Origin of the sequence: Cohnella silvisoli (assembly GCF_021190915.1) — a bacterium.
GTDB classification, from domain to species: domain Bacteria; phylum Bacillota; class Bacilli; order Paenibacillales; family Paenibacillaceae; genus Cohnella; species Cohnella silvisoli.
Window position 1 is genome coordinate 46,994 of the sequence record NZ_JAIOAP010000006.1, and the last position, 20,119, is coordinate 67,112.

Below are 20,119 nucleotides of genomic sequence, written 5' to 3' on the forward strand. Positions count from 1 at the left end.
CCCCTTATTCCCTCGCTTCCGCCAGAATACTGTCCGCGCCAAGACGAAGCAAAGCATGGGCAACCTCAGAACCGACCTGCAGCGACTCCAAGCCAGTGGAGGTTTCCCTTAATATCCGAGTCCCATCCGGAGATGCTACCATCCCGGTCAATAGCAATTCAGCATCGGGGGCCTCCGTCTTCAATTGCGCATAGGCACCGATGGGCACTTGGCAGCCTCCGTTCAGCAAACCAAGCAAGCGGCGTTCGGCGGCTACCGTCCGCTCGGTAGCCGTGTCATTCAGCCGACTGAGCAATGAGAGCACGTCGACGTCGTCGCCCCGGCATTCGATCGCCAGAGCGCCTTGCCCTACGGCAGGCAAACAAACGTCCGGGGAAAGGTATTCCGTGATACGATCCTTCCATCCCATCCGATGCAATCCGGCCGCTGCGAGAAGAATGGCGTCAAACCCTTCCTCCGTAAGCTTGCGCAGCCGAGTATCGATGTTGCCGCGCATCGATTCGATTCTAAGGTCCGGACGGTAGGCTTGCAGCTGAGCGGATCGGCGAAGACTGCTCGTTCCTACCCGCGCACCCTGAGGCAATTGTGCCAAGGTGCGGCCATCCTTGCTTATCAGACAATCGCGAGGATCCTCTCTCTTTGGAACAGCCCCGATCGTTAATCCCTCGGGAAGCTCGAATGGCATGTCCTTCATACTATGAATAGCCAAATCGATATCCTGATTAAGAAGCGCTTCTTCGATCTCCTTGACGAAAAGACCTTTGCCGCCAACTTTAGATAAGGTGACGTCCAGAATGCGGTCCCCGCGAGTTACGATCGGCTTGACTTCAAACGTATAAGCTAGCTCATCTCTGGCGCATAATTCCTTCAACAGTTGAATCGTCTGATTCGTTTGCGTAAGCGCGAGCGTACTCTGTCTTGTTCCGACAATAATATTGCGCATATCTTATGTATCCCTCCGGTCATGTAGCCTTTGTCGCAATCGGGCGATCAGCCTGTCCTTGTCTTGAATCCAGTCTGTTGAACGCCATTCCTCGAGCGCCTCGTCCGTAACGGCTGCTTGCAGAAGAGCGCGCCTATCCGATAAATCAGATACCTCCGCTTTAACGATAGCGCGAATGGCTTTTAAAGCTTCTATATTTTCCTTGTATTCAGGTCCATATTGATCCGCTAACTCTTTAACGATTCGGGAGGCTAACGCTGGACCGGCACCGGAAGCACTAGCCGTTAGAACCAGTTTCCCTCGCCGCAAGACCGCAGGAACAAGAAAATCGCCCTCATCGCCATCATCCGCCACATTAACGGGAATAGCGCGTTTCTCCGCGACTTCCGCTACCCACTTATTAATCTCTGGTCGATCGGTTGCCGCGAACACAAGAATAGCGCCCTCGATATCGCTTTCTTGCGCTTCTCGTTCCCGAATACGCAAACGACCGGTTTCCGCCCATTCGAGCAGCTTTGGCGTAACCCGCGGACTGATGACTTCTACGATAGCGTTCGCTTCCAGAAGTCCTGCCGTTTTACGCTGCGCAACGGAACCTCCGCCGATCACGACGCATTTCCGTCCTTCAACCTTGAGCATGATGGGATACCATTGCGACACGGGTGTGGGCTCCTCTCACAGCAAACGGTGGAATGAAGATAGGGAGCTCGCGAAAAAATCCGCAACCAATAAAGCATACCCCAACAAATTCCATATAGCCAGCTTGGCGCCGTCGTCGCGCGATTTAAATCCGCGCACCAAATATAAAATATAGATAACCCCTGCGGCGAACGACAATAGCACTTTCTCGTCCAGCAACCGGGCCGGACTGCCTTCAAGCAACAGTGCTGCCGTTCCTGTAGATAAGGATAAGAGCAACAGCGGAATTCCGATCAGCCCGGCGCGATACGCATATTGATCGATCCATTCGAGGCTCGGCATCTTGGTCATCATGTGCGTCCATTTTTTGGCTTTCAGCCGACGATGGAGAAATAAGTACATCAAACCGAGCAGCGCCGTTATCGTTAATACCGCGAACGCCAGCGTAATCAAGCCGACATGAACGATAAGCAGCCGCCTCGCGACTTCCCATGGCGCGAGCTCCAACTGTTGCTTAGGGCGCTCGATCATATTCAAGGCTAGAACGGCAAATCCGACTACGTTGACTAGAAGAACGAGCAGTTCTGCCCGAATGACCCGATTCAATAAGAAGGAAGCGGAGACGAGCAGCCAAGATACGAAAAACAAATACTCTCTTAAAGTAAGATCCGGGACGGAAAACCGATCGAATAACAACACTAATAAAAAGGCCGTTTGCAGAACCCAAACAAAAACAAGGAGCCCTGTGCCTACCTTTCGCGCGCTCCGGTTGCCGGAAGCGGCGTCGGACACGAAAAAAAGCAAACTCAGGGCGTAAATATAAAGTACGGCGTCGGTTAACCAATCTTGCGTTACCATGGGGGCAGCGCCTCCCGTATTCCTTGCTTTATCGAAGCGCTCCAGCTAGCTGCGACAGCAATTTCTCCACATCCATGACGGAAGCCGTATTCGCCGCCGTGCCTTTAGCGGAAGGAACGAGTTCCTTCCGGGATTTCTCCTCGGCCCTCTCCTCCGCCTTCAAGTGCGCTACCTCGTCCTCCAAAGCGAACAACTGAACGAATAGCTTTAACGCCTCGTCGCTGCGCTTGTCGGCGGCAAGCTCCTTAATTCGCAAGATAGGATCGTGGATCACTTGATTGACAATGCTTTTGGTTAGCTTACGAATGACCTTTACTTGTCGATCGTCAAGCTCCGGCAGCTTACGGAACAAACTTTCCATCGTGTTTTCCTGAATGGCGGCGGCTTTCTCCTGCAAAGCCCGGATTAAAGGACTGACCCCGAGAGTCGCATACCACTGCCGGTAAGCTTCCTGCTCGTCGGCTATCATTTCTTCGATAATCGCGGCTTCCTTCCGGCGCTTGGCCAAGTTCGTTTCCACGATGCCTTCCAAATCATCGATATCATATAAGAAAACGTTAGGAATATCTCCGCACGCAGGCTCGATGTCCCTTGGCACGGCAATATCGATAAGAAACAGCGGCTTTTTCTTGCGTGCTGCCATCGCCGCCTCGATATGCTTGCGAGTAATGACGAACTTCTCCGCCCCAGTGCTGCTGATGATGATGTCCGCATCCTTCAACCTGCTCAGCGCTTCATCCAATGGCATTGCGGTCCCTTGAAACTTCTCGGCCAACTCCTCGGCCTTCTCCAATGTCCGGTTTACGACCAGCACTTCCTTGGCACCGTTCGAATGAAGATGCTGCGCCGTTAATTCGCTCATCTTGCCGGCTCCTACGATCATAACCGTCTTATCGTCGAAACGACCGAATATGCGCTTGCCGAGTTCCACCGCCGCGTAACTGACCGATACGGCGCTTTCCCCGATCGATGTCTCGGAATGCGCCCGTTTGGCGACGGTGATCGCTTGCTTAAACAAGCGATTAAACAAAGTACCCGTTGCCTGCTCTTCCTGGGCGAGCAAGAAAGCATCCCTAACTTGGCCTAGAATTTGGGTTTCGCCGATGATCATGGAATCCAATCCGCTAGTTACCCGGAACAAATGCTCAACAGCTCGATCATCTTCATACATGTATAGATGGGAGTTGAAATCCTTGCGCGGAATCTTGAACCATTGCTCCATGAAAGCGCGAATATAATGCCCGCACAAGTGGAGCCGATCCACGACCGCATATAATTCCGTCCGATTGCAGGTAGCCACGATAACTCCCTCGAGAATGCCCGTTGTTTGCTTTAACGCCTGCAGCGCAAGCGGCATCTCCCGTTCCGACAAAGCAAAACGTTCGCGTACTTCAACGGGGGCAGTACGGTAGTTTAATCCGACAACGATTAGATGCATGAGCATTCACCTGACTTTCTGCATGGGAGTAGGGGCTGGCCTGTACGTCAACGATTATTATAGCATAAATAGACGACCTCATTACCCTCAAATATGAATACTTTATGAAAACGGAGTTAGCAGTCTTGTCTCTATTGTCGACGTCTATCTGCCTTACTATTCCCTAAAGATATGAAAAAGCCATGCGGCGATGGCCGCATGGCTTTTTTACTTGCACAGCATTCTTATTTTACGAGTTCAACCTGCTTCATCATCGGTTCCACGACTTGCATTTCACCGAGTCCGCGGATCAATTTCTTCGCATAAGTTTTTTCCGGTTTAAGGACACTGACCAAATAGTCAATCGCCGCTTGCGGATCCACGGTCTCGCCACACGTATAACAATCGATCGCGGCAAAACCTTTCTCAGGATACGTGTGAATGGAGATGTGACTCTCCGACAGCAATACCAATACCGTTGCGCCTTGTGGTTCGAATTGTTTCGCTTGAACCGAGAGAACTGTCGCGCCGCATGCTTCGGCTGCTTCCACCATGTGCGATTGGAGAAGTTCTGCACTATTCAATAGATCAATGTTTCCTCCCCATGTATCAATCGCAACGTGCCGTCCGAAAGTTGAGTATTCCATCTTTCGGTTCCCCCTTCCTAGGAATAAAATGTGAAACTGATTTCATCCGCTAGGACCTACGTCATTCACTTGGAGGGAATTTGCTCTCACCGCATTCCTTGAGTGAATCCTGGTTCCTATTGTGTTGTCAACGAATCTAAAAATAACATCTATCCGGGTTAAATGCAACAGTTTTTTTTGTTCGTAAAAAGATTCGATTTTCCCGCACCCCGACTAGGATTTTCCGGTATTGGCAGCAACGCTTTCACAGAGGCATTTTCACCCCTGATTACGTTGCAAAAAAAGAAAAGAGCCATGAATATGGCCCCTTGTTATCATTCGTAATTTGGGTTCAAGCCTCTAGGGCGAACAGAAGACGGCTATGGTATTTCAGCCTTTGATCGATTTCGACGATCATCTCAGGTTCCTTCGTCTGATTGCGAATGTCGAGCAATTCGTTCACGGAACCGCGCAATCGGTTAATCTCTTCCTCAACCGAGCATAAATGAAATTGCGATTCTAATCTTCCTACCGTATCCCGTTGCTCGAAAACTGTCCGCAGCAGTGTTCCCTTGCTCTCCACGATGCGCACGACAGCTCCTCGAATGTAATGATAAACCATCGTATAAGAAGGATAAATCCGATTTACGACCGCATCGCCTTTGTATGAAGCAACCAGTTTACGCAAAGTATTGGTTAGCTTAGGTTGAACGACACGGCATGACAGTACGCAGCGGTACTCCCCGTTCGTGCGCTCGAACGTCAGGCGAATGGATTCTCCGCCGGCGTCATCTTCTAGCACGACCTCCTGATTGCCGTTATCCAGTATAAATACTTGCAGCCTAAGCTGCTGGATTTCGCACAAGGAGATCAATCTCGGCATTTCGGCTTCCGTCAGTGACAGGCTGGCATTGACATACTCCGTGGCTACCCGTTGAGCCATAAAATCTCCTCAATTCCCATTGTCTTGCGATTGTCTTACTCGATACTTATCCTTATTATACGATAATTCAAAAACCGTTTCCTCTCGCCCGAACGTGATTTTCCCGGAAAAAACCCGCAAAAAACGATTCCTCCCGCGATTCCTCCAACCTTTTACCCGTTATCCTCGGTTTCCTGCACGATGTTAGGGGGTTCAGAGGGGGGATTAACCGGTATTTCTGCCGATTGCATGATCATGCTCCATAATTCGTCCCTTCCTTGTCCCGTCTCGGAGGAAAATAAAATAAGAGGAACATGTCCGGGCATCCCCAAAGTTTGGCGAATGATCTTCATGTGTTTAGGCCATTGCGAGCGAGATACTTTATCCGCTTTGGTCGCCACGACGGTCATCGGAATTTCGTAATGGGATAGCCATTGGTACATCCTTTGGTCTTCCGCGGAGGGAGGGTGCCGCAAGTCGACCAGTTGCAACACGAGCTTAAGAGGATCTCGTCCCCTTAAATAACGCTCGATCATCTTGCCCCATGCTTCCCGTTCGGATTTGGATACCTTAGCGTACCCGTAACCGGGAAAATCAACGAAGTATAGCTCTCCGTTGATTTTGTAATAGTTAAGCGTTTGAGTTTTACCAGGCTGTTGACTCGTTCGCGCCAGATTGCGCCTGAGCAGCATTTTATTAATAAGGGAGGACTTTCCTACGTTGGAACGGCCGGCCAAAGCCACCTCCGGAATACCATCTTCCGGATATTGGCTTGGACCAACCGCGCTAATGACAAATTCGCTTTGCTTGATTTTCATAATACAAAAGGTCTCCTATCAGTGTGTACCGAGCGGCGGCGTATCCTCAGTCTCATCGTTTACGGCAGGCCCAATAACTGGATTGTCCGCCTTCAGGCCGTTCTCTTCCTGTCCGACCGTGGAAGTGCTGGATTGCGGGCTGAGCGGCTCAGACAAAGCATGCCGCAGCACTTCATCCATATGCGCGACGGGTACGAACGTCATATTCGCGCGCACGCTTTCGGGAATGTCCCGCAAATCGCGTTCGTTATCTTGAGGCATCAATACTTTCGTTATTCCGGCCCGATGAGCGGCTAACGATTTTTCCTTCAGCCCGCCGATCGGAAGAACGCGGCCTCTTAAGGTAATTTCACCGGTCATCGCCACCTCGCGGGCCACTTTCCGGTTCGTTAACGCAGAGATCAGGGCCGTTGCCAGCGTAATTCCCGCGGACGGTCCATCCTTAGGAATGGCGCCTTCGGGAATATGAATATGGATATCGGTTTTCTCATGGAACTGCGGATCGATGCCCAGCTCCTTTACACGGCTGCGCGTATAGCTGAATGCAGCTTGCGCCGATTCCTTCATCACGTCGCCCAGTTGACCGGTCAAAGTCAGCTTCCCGCTGCCCTGCATGACCGTCACCTCGATAACAAGAGTATCTCCGCCTACCTCTGTCCAAGCAAGTCCGGTGACCGCACCGACCTGGTCTTCTACTTCCGCCATTCCATAGCGGAATTTCGGAGGTCCGAGAAGCTCCTTCAGCTTCTCAGCGTCTACGACGAACGGAGCCGACTCGGGGTTCGCCACGATCGCCTTGGCCGCTTTCCGGCATATCGAGGCCAACTGCTGCTCCATATTGCGAACGCCGGATTCCCTTGTATAATGACGGATCAAGGACATTAATGCATCGCTTTCCAGAACGAGTTGATCCTCTTCCAGACCATGATCGCGCTTCTGCTTCGGCAGAAGATGACGCTCGGCGATTTGCTGCTTCTCAAGCTCTGTATAGCCGGGCACATGAAGCAGCTCCATGCGATCCAGCAATGGCCGAGGAATATTGTGAACAACGTTAGCCGTCGTCACGAACATGACGTTGGAAAGATCGAACGGCATTTCGATATAATGATCGCTGAACGTCGCGTTCTGCTCGGGATCGAGAACTTCCAGCAACGCGGAGGAAGGATCGCCCCGGAAATCCATGGCCATCTTGTCGATTTCGTCCAGCAAGAACACAGGGTTAGCCGATCCCGCGTTGCGCATTCCTTGCAGAATGCGTCCCGGCATCGCCCCCACGTAAGTACGGCGATGACCGCGGATTTCCGCTTCATCCCTTACGCCTCCAAGGGAAATCCGCACGAATTCGCGACCAAGTGACTTCGCGATGGATTTGGCGAGCGAGGTTTTACCGACTCCCGGCGGACCTACTAAACAAAGAATCGGTCCCTTAAGCTTCTTGACGAGCTTCTGAACGGCCAAATATTCCAGCACGCGTTCCTTCGGTTTATCGAGGCCATAATGCTCATCATTCAAGATTTTCTCGGCGTTAGCGATGTCGAGGTCGTCTTCGGTCATCTTGCTCCATGGTAAAGCAAGCAGCCACTCGACATACGTCCTAATGACAGCGCCCTCAGCCGATGAAGCCGGCATTTTTTCCAGACGATCGATTTCCTTCTCGACTTTGGCTGCGATCTTCTCCGGGAGCTCGGCTTCGGTTAACTGGGCTCTAAGTTCTTCGACTTCCCCGGCCCTGCCTTCCTTATCCCCTAGCTCCTTCTGAATGGCTTTCATTTGCTCACGAAGGTAATATTCCTTCTGCGTCTTCTCCATTTGTTTCTTGACCCGTTGGCTGATCTTCCGCTCCAATTCCAACACTTCGCGTTCGTTGTTGAGAAAATCGAGCAGCTTCTCCAAGCGCGGACGGACCTCGACGGTTTCCAAAATTTCTTGCTTGTCTTTTATTTTCAGCGACAGATGGCTGGTGATCACGTCGGCCAATCGACCCGGCTGCTCAATGTCCGAAACGGCGGCGAGCGTCTCCGGCGTCACCTTCTTGGATAGGTTAATATAATGCTCGAACTGGCTAAGCACTGCACGCATCAGCGCATCCAGCTCAGAATCGTTCGTCTGTCCTTCATGCAACTCGTGGGCCAGAACCTCGTAATAATTGTCGTTCGGCAAATATTGCTCGATTTCCGCCCTGTTGACGCCCTCCACCAGAACTCGGATCGTTCCGTTAGGCAGCTTCAGCATTTGGCGGACTTTAGCTATCGTTCCGACTTGATAGATGTCTTCCTGCGTCGGCTCTTCGATATTAATTTCCGACTGGGAGCACAGCAAGATCATATGATCGTCGATCATGCACTGCTCTAATGCTTTGACGGACTTCTCCCGGCCTACATCCAGATGTAGCACCATACTTGGATACACGAGCAGCCCTCTTAGGGGCAGCAGGGGTATGGAACGGCTTTTCTGTTTGCTCGAACCCATTATAGATGCACCTCGCTGTTCTGGTACGGATTTCAAATACTCCAGTCATTGTATCAAATGTATTCGCTCGCCGCAAAAAAGAGGCCGCCCAAGCGGGCGGCAATTTCCAAATTCTAATGAGTTTATCCTTCAACCGCATGGGGCGATCCGTCCAATGCGGGAGTTTTGGCACCCACATTGCCCGCGTGAAGAACGGATCCTGCAGGAGCTGCGGCGAAGGCATCCGCGGCAACGGGCAAATCGTTAATTTGCCACTCGGGCTCCATCCTGACCATATGGTCTCCGAACACGTGTCGGAATACGTCCTCCATCCGATCTACCGGAATGACCTTGACGCCTTCCAGCCCTTCGAAGATCGCTTGCCAGTTTTCTTTCGGAATAAGAACGGTTTCCGCGCCGGATTGGAATGCCGCTTCGACTTTGGCGATAACTCCGCCTACCGGCTTCACGCTTCCATGTATGCTGACTTCGCCGGTCATTGCCAGTTTGTTGTCGACCGGCTGCTTAGTCATTGCCGAAGCTATGGCAACAGCCATCGCTACTCCGGCAGACGGCCCATCAACCGGAGTTCCTCCGGGGAAGTTAATGTGCAGGTCGAAGTTTTCCGGCTGGAAACCGTTCCGACGCAACACCGTAAGAACGTTATCCAGAGATCCTTTGGCCATGCTCTTGCGGCGCAAAGTCCGTTGCCCTCCACCAAGTTCTTCTTCCTCCACGACTCCCGTGATATTGAATTGACCTCGGCCGGAAACGGCGGGAATCGCGGTTACTTCGATCTCAAGCAGCGCCCCCATGCTAGGGCCGTACACGGCTAATCCATTAACAAGACCGATTTGCGGCTTGGCCGGCACCTTGCGATCCGGACGAGGCGGAAGCTGGCTGCTGTTGACGACCCACTCCACGTCGGCCGCGCTTATTTCACCGCGATTTTCCGATAAAGCAAGCCCGGCGGCCAGTTGGATAATGTTAACGGCTTCCCTGCCGTTAGTTGCATATCGCTTTACGACATCAAGCGTGTCCTGCCTTGGAGTAAAGCCGATTTTGTTAATGGCGTTCTCGGCGATTTGCCCGATTTCATCGGGAAGAAGCGGACGGAAATACACTTCCATGCAACGGCTGCGAAGCGCGGGCGGAAGATCTCCGGGCGACCTTGTCGTCGCTCCGACAAGCCTGAAATCCGCCGGAAGCCCGTTTTGGAATATATCGTGAATGTACATAGGGATGTTGGAATCTTCCGCGTGATAATACGCGCTTTCCAGGAAAACTTTGCGGTCCTCGAGCACTTTGAGCAGCTTGTTCAGCTGAATCGGATGAAGCTCGCCGATTTCGTCGATGAACAGAATTCCTCCATGAGCCTTCGTGACGGCTCCGGGCTTGGGCTGCGGAATTCCCGCAACTCCCATCGCTCCCGCGCCTTGATAGATAGGATCATGCACGGATCCGATCAAAGGATCTGCAATGCCGCGTTCGTCAAACCGGGCCGTCGTGGCATCGATTTCCGTGAATTTGGCTTCCTGGCGAAAGGGCGAGAGCTTGTTTTTCTTGGCTTCTTCCAGAATAACCCGCGCTGCGGCCGTTTTGCCGACGCCTGGAGGCCCATACACGATAACGTGCTGAGGATTGCCGCTGCAGAGAGCTGCCTTGAGCGCGCGCAAGCCTTCCTTCTGCCCGACGATATCGGCAATCGTTGCAGGCCTTGTTTTCTCCGAGAGCGGTTTAGTCAGGGAAATGGAACGGAGCTTGCGCAGCTTATCCATTTCTTTGCGCGACTCCCGATCTACCGCGCTACGATTGTTCTTCTGATTACGCAGCAAATTCCAAAAATAAATGCCGATAACGACGGCAAAAAACACTTGGACTAGCATAAGAATCGAACTTAAAGTCATCTGAATCATCCTCCCCGATCACGCCTTAGGTCGGCACAGCTTTGTTCATAAAAGACAAAAAAACCGGCACCCGGGCTATACTTGGTAGTATTGCCCGAAAGCCGGAGGATATAGTCATCAAGTGGATGCAAATATAAATCTAAATCTCAAGCAACTCGCGAATATCTTCTTCCGTAAGCGTTGATAAAGCGGCTTCGCCCGGCTGGATCACTTCGTCGATCAAATCTTTCTTGCGTTGCTGAAGCTCCAGCATCTTCTCTTCGATCGTTCCTTGCGCCACCAGTTTAATGACTTGAACGACTTTCTTCTGCCCGATGCGATGCGCCCGGTCCGCAGCCTGTTGCTCCACGGCCGGGTTCCACCAAAGGTCGTACAGAACGACGGTATCCGCTCCGGTCAGATTTAACCCCGTTCCCCCCGCTTTCAAGGAAATGAGGAAGATGTCCCGCTCGCCGCCATTGAATTCATCGCACATCTCTAACCGCCGTGCGGAAGGCGTCGATCCGTCCAAATAGTAATACGGCAAATCGCGTCCGTCAAGTTCTTGCTTGATAATATCCAGCATCGACGTAAACTGGGAGAAAATAAGCATCCGCTTACTGCTGCCTTGGCACTCTTCGATAATTTCGAGCAGCTGCTCGAGCTTTCCTGAAGTACCCTCGTAGCCGCTGACGAATAACGCCGGATGACAGCAAAGCTGTCTTAGGCGAGTCAATCCCGCCAAAATTTTCATTCGGTTTTTCTGGAATCCTCCGCCGTCTGCCGCAAGATCCCGTACGATATCGCTCTGCAGCTTCTCCAAGTAAGCCAGATAGAGCTGCTTTTGCTCGGTCGAGAGCTCCGAAGGCTGCACGCTCTCGATTTTGTCGGGAAGCTCTTTGAGAACCTCGCTCTTTAACCTGCGTAAAATAAACGGACGCACGATTCGAGCAACTTTATCCCGCGGCAAATCCGAGAAAGACTTTTTCCCGCTGAATAATCCGGGAAATATCGCTTCGAATATCGACCACAACTCGTCGAGCGAATTCTCGATAGGCGTGCCGGTCAATGCAAATCGCTGTCCAGCCTGCAGACGCCGAACGGCATGCGCGGTCAAGGAAGCGTGATTCTTGATCGCCTGCGCTTCATCTAGAAACAGCGTGCGGAAATTTTGCTTCTCATACCATTCGATGTCCCTGCGAAGAAGCGGGTACGAGGTGATCCACACGTCCACGTCTTTCATATCGGCCATTAGCTCGCTGCGTTCTTGACGGTCTCCGGCCGCCACGACCGTTCTAAGCTCCGGGGCGAACTTCTGGCATTCTCTCTCCCAGTTATAGATCAGCGAAGCCGGAGACACGATGAGCACCGGAGAACGAATCTCTCCCTCTTGCTCCGCGATGGCTTTCTCCGACGCGATGTAGGCGATGCTTTGTATCGTTTTGCCTAAGCCCATATCATCCGCGAGTATACCGCCCAGGCGATAATAGGATAAGGTCTTCAGCCATTGGAAGCCGTATTTCTGGTAATCGCGCAAAATGGGATCCAACCCGGCAGGCATTTCGAAATCCAGATTATCGGGATTGCGAAGGTTGTCCCAGAGCTTGCGTAATGTCTTACCTAGCTGAATGCCGGATGATTTCCCTCCGAATTGATCCATGAGCTGGAAGCCACGCACGGCAGGCATACGAATCCGGTTGCCGTTCATTTCCGGTTTCCTGAGATCGAGTTCCTCGAACAACCGGTTTATTTCCCTGAAGCGCTCCTGCTCTAGCGAGAGGAACTCACCGCCAGGCATGCGGTAATATTTCTTCTTCTCCACCAAGTTGCGGAGAAGATTCTGAATTTCCTGTTCGTCCATGCCTTCCATGTCAAACGACACTTCCAGCCAATTGGTTCCCACGTCGACGTCAAGCCGCGCTTTAGGCTGATATTCGACGGTCCGCATGACGGTTTTGACCGAACCCGTAGCATATATTTCTACGTCGTCGCCTAATTGAGGCAATATATCGTACAGGAAGTCGTAAATATCGTCTTCCTGATCCAAGTAAACGTCTTTCCCGTTAAACTTGAAGGAAGACCGCTCGATAAGAGCCATGATCCGATTTTCCCGGTCGAGATCCCGCATTAGAATGACATCCGCCCGGGGGTTGGCCATAGCCTTCTGCGGCAACGGGTTAATGACGATATCGTCGTAAACGTATTCCAGCCTGGCAAGGAGCCTGTCGTCCTCGTAATCCAAGTGCAAACGTGCTTGCAGCTGCGGATTGATGATACGATCGGCGATTTGCGGCGAAATTTCCACGTTTACGAACTGCTGCAGCCCCCTGACGACTCGGTCAATGAAAGCTTCGATTTGGTTCGGAGCAATGAGGAGGCGGGTATTTTTCTCGTAATGAAACATCTTTTTCAGTTCCGAAATACGATTCAATTGATCGGGGTCGGATTTGAAAAGCAAGCCATTAACGATGGCGATCCCGTAATTATCCATGAAGACGGCGTTTTTGAGTCCTTCGATTTCGAGCTGGTACCCTTCGCCGCCCGCTTTGTTCAATTGCACGGAAATCGGCAGAGCCCCATCCATCATTTCCATGCGGTGGGTGCCAGAGTTCTTCTCTTCCAATACAATGTTGACATGATCCAAGCACGGAAGCATCTTCTCCCATATCGCGGGCGGGATCATTAAAATTCTTTCTTCCCTGTGCGAATAAGAGGAGAAAGAATGAAACAGGTCCTTATAGATTTCTTCGACGTGCATCGCTTCAACGAGCAGTCGGATAAACCGGTCATCGTATTCCTTAAACGTATGCTCCGAAGGATCATACGAGAAATGCTTAGCGAACGTCATAGGCGTTCCGGCGTCGACATGCTTTAGAAAATCTTTGATTCTCTGAACGATGTAAAGCCGCGACAGCCCGATTTTCATCGAAACCGCAAACATCGGCTTATTGGAAAAGCTCTTGACCAGCTTGCATGAGAATTCTACGTCGAGCGGCTGAGTATCTTGGAAATCCTCGTCTCTGAAGCTCAGCTCCGCTTCCTTCTGGCGACTCAAGACTCGGTCGAATAAAAAGATAACCTGCTTAGTCAGATGGGTGTCCCTTTCGGAAATCACCTCATCCTGAGCAGGTACTTCTTCGGCTTCCGTATCCGCAAGCGACAATAATACGGCTGCGATATGTTTACAATAAGCATGGGGCGTATAAGCCGCGCATTCGCAAGAAGCCCCGACTTCCCCATCCTCATCAAATGCGACTTCAACTTCGTAACGGTTGCGATTCGAGCCTTTCACGATTGCCCGATAACCCGCACCGTCCGCTTCCCTCTTCAAGGATAATACTTGACCCGACCGGAGATAGGTTTCCCCGCGCATGTAAGACGCGGCTCCGCAAAGCTCCTGAATGTATTGTTTATTGAGAGTAAACTCCCTCACATCCCTCATACGAACCATAATTCATCATCCCGCATTATTCATTTTATCCATGTTTACGGCCTGGAATAACGCCCGTCTCCGCATAAGAAGCGACGATCTGATCGATCTCCTTCTTCAGCTCGCTTACAAGCTCCGCTTCCGGCACTTTTCGAATCATCTCTCCATACCGGAACAGCATGCCTTCGCCGCGGGCTCCCGCAATGCCGATATCGGCTTCGCGCGCTTCGCCTGGCCCGTTCACCGCACAGCCAAGAACGGATACTTTAATAGGTACTTTAAGCTTGGATAAATACTCTTCAACCTCATTGGCTACGGCGAACAGATCGATATCGAGACGCCCGCAGGTCGGACAGGATACGAGCGTTGGCGCATCCGTGATGAGCCCGAAAACCTTCAGCATTTCCCGGGCGACTTTGATTTCCTCAACGGGATCCGCGCTTAAGGAAATACGCATTGTATTGCCAATCCCCTGGTTCAGCAATACGCCAAGTCCGGCCGAACTCTTGATCGTACCCGAGAACAATGTTCCTGCTTCCGTAATTCCCAGGTGCAACGGGTAACGGATAACTTCGGCGGCTTTGGTATAAGCTTCGATCGCCATCGGAACGTCGGAGGCTTTCAAGGATACGATGATATCGTGAAAATCCAGCTCTTCTAAAATACCGATGTGGAACAATGCGCTTTCTACCATCGCATCGGCCGTCGGATAACCGTACTTCTCCAGCAAATGATTTTCCAATGATCCCGCGTTGACGCCGATCCGGATCGGAATCCCCCGTTCCTTGCACGCTTTAACGACGGCTTCGACTTTCTCTCTTCGTCCGATGTTGCCGGGATTGATACGCACTTTGTCTATGCCGTTCTCTATTGCAAGCAGCGCCAGACGATAGTCAAAATGAATATCCGCGACAAGAGGGATACTGATTTGCCGTTTGATCTCTTTAATAGCTTCCGCAGCTTCTTTATTATTAACCGTCACGCGGACAAGTTGGCAGCCTGCTTCCTCTAGCCGTTTGATTTCGGCTACCGTTGCGGCTACGTCGGCAGTCTTGGTCGTGCACATGCTTTGAAGGATAACTTGATTATTTCCGCCTATCGTTAGATCCCCTACCTGTACGGCAACGGTGTCTGTGCGTCTAAACATTATAGGTTTCTCCCCTGTATACGCCAAAGTCCACCCCGCGTAATCTGCGGGGTGGAACCGGCTAATCTAGGCGAACTCCGCATTGGCCGAAAGGCCTTAATGGCGGCTTTCGTCCTGCTCCAGTTACGCGCTCTCTTCTTTTTTCTTGCCTTTCTTGGTCGTGAGTTCCGGCGTCAGCTTCTCTTTGATGACCTTCTCGGTCACGAGGCAGTTGACGACGTCGTCGCGTGAAGGCACTTCGTACATCACGTCAAGCATGATGCCTTCGATAATGGCCCGCAAACCCCGGGCTCCCGTATTCCGCTTGATTGCTTCGCGAGCGATTTCCTCCAGCGCGCCGCTGTCGAACTCGAGCTTCACATTGTCCATTTCCAGCAGCTTCTGATACTGCTTTACCAATGCGTTCTTCGGTTCCGACAAGATGCGGACTAGAGCTGGCTCATCGAGCGGCTCAAGCGTGGAAATGACGGGCAGGCGGCCTACAAACTCGGGAATAAGTCCGAATTTAAGCAAATCCTCCGGCTGGGCAAGCGATAAATATTCGCCGGCTTTCATATCCTTCTGGCCTTCCAGAGCGGAACTGAAGCCGATGACTTTCTTGCCGATGCGGCGTTTGATCAACTGCTCGAGGCCGTCGAAGGCGCCGCCGCAAATGAACAGGATGTTCGTCGTATCGATCTGGATAAATTCTTGATGGGGGTGCTTGCGTCCGCCTTGCGGAGGAACGGAAGCAACGGTTCCTTCAAGAATCTTAAGCAATGCTTGCTGAACGCCCTCACCGGAAACGTCCCGCGTGATGGACGGATTCTCGGATTTGCGCGCCACTTTATCGATTTCATCGATATAGATGATGCCGCGCTCGGCTTTTTCCACATCGTAATCGGCCGCTTGGATCAGCTTGAGCAAAATATTCTCAACGTCTTCGCCGACATAACCCGCTTCCGTTAACGATGTCGCATCCGCGATTGCGAAAGGAACGTTCAGAATCTTAGCCATCGTCTGGGCGAGCAAGGTTTTACCGGAACCGGTAGGACCTACGAGCATGATATTGCTCTTCTGCAGCTCGACATCTTCGATCTTGGCTTGGGAATTAATACGCTTGTAATGATTGTACACCGCAACCGACAACGATTTCTTCGCTTGTTCTTGGCCAATAACATATTGATCCAAGATGTTGCGGATGTCCTTCGGTTTCGGAATGTCCTTCATATCGAGCTCTTCTTCGTGTCCGAGCTCCTCTTCTACGATCTCCGTGCAAAGCTCGATGCACTCATCGCATATATATACGCCGGGGCCGGCTACCAGCTTGCGAACCTGATCTTGCGATTTACCGCAGAACGAGCACTTTAACTGGCCTTTTTCGTCGCTGAATTTAAACATGTAAACCCTCCTTAATAAGCCGCATATCGTCCAGTGGACGGAATTGACGCGTTATGACTTCAAATTGTCGGTCGCAAGGGGAGCGGTAATGACCCGATCGACCAGACCGTATTCTACGGCTTGCTCCGCGCTCATGAAATTGTCGCGATCCGTGTCGCGTTCGATCTTCTCGTAAGGCTGACCGGTACGATCGACTAAAATTTGGTTGAGCTTCTGCTTCGTCTTCACGATCCAGTCGGCGTGAATCTTAATGTCGGACGCCTGGCCTCTTACGCCGCCGAGCGGCTGGTGAATCATGATCTCGCTGTTAGGCAGCGCGAAACGTTTGCCCTTAGCTCCCGCAGTCAGCAATAAGGAGCCCATACTGGCAGCCATCCCGACGCAAATCGTTGAAACATCGGGCTTGATGAATTGCATCGTATCGAAGATTCCCATGCCGGCCGTAACCGAGCCCCCGGGAGAGTTAATGTAAAGGTGGATGTCCTTCTCTGGATCCTCCGCCGCCAAGAAAAGCAGCTGAGCAATGATGAGATTGGCGACATCGTCGTCAATCGCGCTTCCCAGGAAGATAATCCGGTCCTTCAAGAGCCTTGAATAGATGTCGTACGACCGCTCTCCGCGATTCGTTTGTTCGACGACCATAGGTACCAACATGTTACCAACCTCTTTTCCTTGTGGACTTCAAATCTCGGTAATATTTTAACACGTTCAAAACCGAATGTCATGTTGACGAGTTCTTTTCGGGCGAACGGCATTCCTGTAACGGTCTTGCGATATGTATTAGCTTGAAAACTTAGGCAGACCGATCGGGTGAAAAATAAGGCACGCGGGTTTCACGTGCCTTATCCTGGGTGTTTGATTAAATGGACGTTATTGTTTGCTGTTATCGATGAGGAACTTCACGGCTTTACGGACTTTCAAATCCGCGCCCATGTTTTCCAAGTAGCCGTTAGCCGCGAAAATATTGCGCAATTCTTCCGCCGGACGGTTGTAAAGCTTGGACAAATTGTCCAGCTCTTCTTCGATATCGGCATCGGAAACTTCAAGATTTTCCGCTTTCGCGATTTCCTCGAGCACGAGGTTGTTGCGAACGCGCTTCTCGGCATCGCCTTGCATTTGTTCTTTAAGCGCCGCTTCGTCTTGGCCGCTGAACTGGAAGTAAAGCTCCAAGTTCATGCCTTGCTGGCGAAGACGGTTTTCGAAGTCCTTCATCATATGTGTGATTTCGGAATCGACCATGACTTGAGGAACTTCCAATTCCGCGGATTCCGTCGCTTTATCGACGATAGCCGTCTCGCGCGCGATTTCCGCATCTTTGGTTTTGCGTTCTTTCAGCTTGCTCGCCAAATCGGATTTGTATTCATCCAAAGTATCGAACTCGCTGATGTCTTTGGCGAACTCGTCGTCAAGGGCAGGCAAGTTTTTGCGTTTGATTTCATGCAGCGTCACTTTGAAGACAACCGGTTTGCCCGCCAAATTTTCCGCTTGGTAGTTTTCCGGGAACGTGACGTTAATATCTTTCTCTTCGGCAATGTTAAGGCCAACGACTTGTTCTTCGAAACCGGGGATAAAAGAACCGGACCCAAGCTCAAGCGAATAACGCTCGCCTTTGCCCCCTTCGAACGGCTCGCCGTCCAAGAAGCCTTCAAAATCGATGGAAGTGTGGTCGCCTAGTTGCGCAGGACCTTCATCGATGACTACCAGTTCCGCATGACGCTGTTGCAGACGCTCCAATTCGGCAGCGATTTCTTCGTCGGTGACGGATATTTCTTCCGCGGGAACTTCCAAACCTTTGTAATCTCCAAGCTTCACTTCCGGTTTAACGGTTACTTTGGCTTTGAATTTGAATGCCTTGCCTTTGCCGAATTGCTCGACATCGACATCGGGACGATCGATCGGTTCAATGCCTGCTTGCTCGATCGCGTTCGTATAAGCTTCAGGAAGCAGGATATCGATCGCGTCTTGATAGAGGCTTTCGATTCCGAAACGAGCTTCGAAAATACCGCGCGGTACTTTGCCTTTACGGAAACCCGGTACGTTAACTTTCTGAACAACTTTACGGAAAGCCTTGTCCAAGGCTACCGAAACTTGATCCGCATCGATCTCAACGTCAAGAACTCCGACGTTCTTCTCTATCTTTTCCCAGTTTGCTATCATTTTATGCTTTCCCCTCCGTAACATCTTGCCGCTTCAATGCGGCCATTCACATAAACCACTCTATTATAGAACAACATCGTGCTCCGTTCAAGGCGAAAACTCAAGTCATGGCAAAGTCGGGCGCGGTTCAATTGAATATTGACGCAGCCAACGAAGCGCTTGCTCGTAGCGAAACCGCAATTCGCCCGTTATTCCGTATTGTTCTCTGATCCACTCGTCTCCGTGTTTACCGTGCAATTTCTCCATCAATAATTGGTGCAAGGCTGCTCCCCAAAGGTCGGACGCGCTATCGTCGTCCTCGATCATACTCCTGTACATCGGGGTACCGTATGCGACTTGGACACATTCTTTCCACATTTCTTCCGCAAAATAGGAAAGCGTCGGATCGGATACTTCCGCCGCTAGCCGAACCCGGTCAAGCACTTGATGAATGGCTTGCGGAAACTCATCGAAGGTGGTTGGGGTATCGCTCGCTTCCATAGTCAGGCTCTGTCCATCTCTCCAGAAGGAAACGGGGCCGGTTGCCCCTTGCTTACGCAAGGCTTGAAGGGCGCGAAACTGTACGGGAGCTATGTACTCTTTCCTCGCCAGCCATTGCCGCAAGGACAACTCGATGTCAGGGTGGACGACGTACATCAATTGTCCAATAACAAGCATCTGCTGCTCCGGGTCGTCTCCGTTATAAAGAGCGGCCAATAGTTGCGGGATATATTCGGCATCGGACTCCGAACGTTCCGTTATCCGGCGTTTGAACAGTTCTTCTTCATCCTGCTCCTCGTCCTCATCCTTTAAATCGAGCCCCTCGGGCACGGTGCCGACGACCGCATCGGGAAAAGCCGCATCCAGCCAACCGAGCAGAGCCTGCCATTCGGTATGATGGCGATCAGCCTCTCCATGGCATTGGAGCAAAAAAAACAACAGCGCTTTGGCATCGCCGTAACGTTCCGTCTCCAACATCTTCGTCAACTGTATTTGATAATAATCCAATGTTTTGGGAAATAACACCAAGTTGTCTTTGGTGCGGTCCGTCATGGGCAATCCCCTTCCATGTCAACCGGCTTGGCCGTCCTTCAGGATCGCAGTTCGCGTATGAGGCAACTACATTTCTTTCGCATTATAGCATGAACGGTCGGTAAATTGAAAAGATGGGAGAAGCAAAGTAATGGACTGAAATATGAATTGAAACGGTTGATTTCCTATCTACAAACATGCTATGATATCTCTTGCTTCACATAACATGCGGGTGTAGTTCAGTGGTAGAACGCCAGCTTCCCAAGCTTGAGGTGAGGGTTCGATTCCCTTCACCCGCTCCATAATGAGTATTCCCAGAAGCCTTGTAAATAAGGCTTTTTGTCTTTTTATCCTAATAAATCCCGCTCCGCTGCAATCTCGGAGCGGGATTTTGCTGTCGAAATCTGTATAAATTTGCATGCGTTTTTGTAACCTAG

The 20,119-nt window shown here is 51.3% G+C and carries 15 protein-coding genes and 1 tRNA gene; 1 reads left to right on the forward strand and 15 read right to left on the reverse strand.

Translation table 11 applies throughout. The annotated features are described in order from the left end of the window. Nucleotides 1–4: 4 nt before the first annotated feature. The 15 genes from hemC to K7P76_RS13065 form a co-directional block, all read right to left on the reverse strand. Nucleotides 5–943, reverse strand: a complete 939-nt coding sequence (gene hemC, locus K7P76_RS12995) for a hydroxymethylbilane synthase (RefSeq protein WP_232185731.1) — start codon at nucleotides 941–943, stop codon at nucleotides 5–7. Between the two features lie 3 nt (nucleotides 944–946). Then, nucleotides 947–1,603 (reverse strand): precorrin-2 dehydrogenase/sirohydrochlorin ferrochelatase family protein, encoded by a 657-nt coding sequence (locus K7P76_RS13000; RefSeq protein WP_232185732.1) that lies wholly within the window; start codon nucleotides 1,601–1,603, stop codon nucleotides 947–949. A 15-nt stretch (nucleotides 1,604–1,618) separates the two neighbouring features. Beyond that, the gene (gene ccsA, locus K7P76_RS13005) at nucleotides 1,619–2,440 is read right to left on the reverse strand and encodes a cytochrome c biogenesis protein CcsA (protein ID WP_232185733.1); all 822 of its coding nucleotides are present in this window, start codon (nucleotides 2,438–2,440) and stop codon (nucleotides 1,619–1,621) included. A 28-nt stretch (nucleotides 2,441–2,468) separates the two neighbouring features. Next, on the reverse strand, nucleotides 2,469–3,878 hold the full coding sequence (gene hemA / locus K7P76_RS13010) for a glutamyl-tRNA reductase (RefSeq protein WP_232185734.1): 1,410 nt from the start codon (nucleotides 3,876–3,878) through the stop codon (nucleotides 2,469–2,471). A gap of 224 nt (nucleotides 3,879–4,102) precedes the next feature. Continuing rightward, nucleotides 4,103–4,504, reverse strand: coding sequence for an adenosylmethionine decarboxylase (gene speD / locus K7P76_RS13015; protein WP_232185735.1), 402 nt, complete (start codon nucleotides 4,502–4,504; stop codon nucleotides 4,103–4,105). 331 nt (nucleotides 4,505–4,835) lie between these two features. Then, the gene (locus tag K7P76_RS13020; RefSeq protein WP_232185736.1) at nucleotides 4,836–5,426 is read right to left on the reverse strand and encodes a non-ribosomal peptide synthetase module; all 591 of its coding nucleotides are present in this window, start codon (nucleotides 5,424–5,426) and stop codon (nucleotides 4,836–4,838) included. Nucleotides 5,427–5,578: 152 nt separating this feature from the next. Then, nucleotides 5,579–6,223, reverse strand: a complete 645-nt coding sequence (gene yihA / locus K7P76_RS13025) for a ribosome biogenesis GTP-binding protein YihA/YsxC (protein WP_232185737.1) — start codon at nucleotides 6,221–6,223, stop codon at nucleotides 5,579–5,581. 18 nt (nucleotides 6,224–6,241) lie between these two features. Then, nucleotides 6,242–8,692 (reverse strand): endopeptidase La, encoded by a 2,451-nt coding sequence (lon, locus tag K7P76_RS13030; protein WP_232185738.1) that lies wholly within the window; start codon nucleotides 8,690–8,692, stop codon nucleotides 6,242–6,244. Between the two features lie 122 nt (nucleotides 8,693–8,814). After that, a complete protein-coding gene (lonB, locus tag K7P76_RS13035; protein WP_232185739.1) occupies nucleotides 8,815–10,578 on the reverse strand; it encodes an ATP-dependent protease LonB in 1,764 nt (587 codons plus the stop codon). 139 nt (nucleotides 10,579–10,717) lie between these two features. Next, nucleotides 10,718–14,008 (reverse strand): DEAD/DEAH box helicase, encoded by a 3,291-nt coding sequence (locus K7P76_RS13040; protein ID WP_232185740.1) that lies wholly within the window; start codon nucleotides 14,006–14,008, stop codon nucleotides 10,718–10,720. 25 nt (nucleotides 14,009–14,033) lie between these two features. Then, nucleotides 14,034–15,134: a flavodoxin-dependent (E)-4-hydroxy-3-methylbut-2-enyl-diphosphate synthase gene (ispG, locus tag K7P76_RS13045; protein ID WP_232185741.1), complete on the reverse strand. Its 1,101-nt coding sequence runs from the start codon at nucleotides 15,132–15,134 to the stop codon at nucleotides 14,034–14,036. A 123-nt stretch (nucleotides 15,135–15,257) separates the two neighbouring features. Next, nucleotides 15,258–16,514 carry an ATP-dependent protease ATP-binding subunit ClpX gene (gene clpX, locus K7P76_RS13050; RefSeq protein WP_232185742.1) on the reverse strand — a complete coding sequence of 419 codons (1,257 nt, stop codon included), beginning with the start codon at nucleotides 16,512–16,514 and terminating at the stop codon, nucleotides 15,258–15,260. Between the two features lie 51 nt (nucleotides 16,515–16,565). Further along, nucleotides 16,566–17,168: an ATP-dependent Clp endopeptidase proteolytic subunit ClpP gene (clpP, locus tag K7P76_RS13055; RefSeq protein WP_232185743.1), complete on the reverse strand. Its 603-nt coding sequence runs from the start codon at nucleotides 17,166–17,168 to the stop codon at nucleotides 16,566–16,568. Between the two features lie 216 nt (nucleotides 17,169–17,384). After that, the gene (gene tig / locus K7P76_RS13060) at nucleotides 17,385–18,671 is read right to left on the reverse strand and encodes a trigger factor (RefSeq protein WP_232185744.1); all 1,287 of its coding nucleotides are present in this window, start codon (nucleotides 18,669–18,671) and stop codon (nucleotides 17,385–17,387) included. Between the two features lie 105 nt (nucleotides 18,672–18,776). After that, entirely contained in the window at nucleotides 18,777–19,703 is a 927-nt protein-coding gene (locus K7P76_RS13065) for a hypothetical protein (RefSeq protein WP_232185745.1), read from the reverse strand. A gap of 207 nt (nucleotides 19,704–19,910) precedes the next feature. Here K7P76_RS13065 and K7P76_RS13070 point away from each other — a divergent pair. Then, nucleotides 19,911–19,984: transfer RNA gene (locus K7P76_RS13070), tRNA-Gly, on the forward strand. Nucleotides 19,985–20,119: the final 135 nt, after the last annotated feature.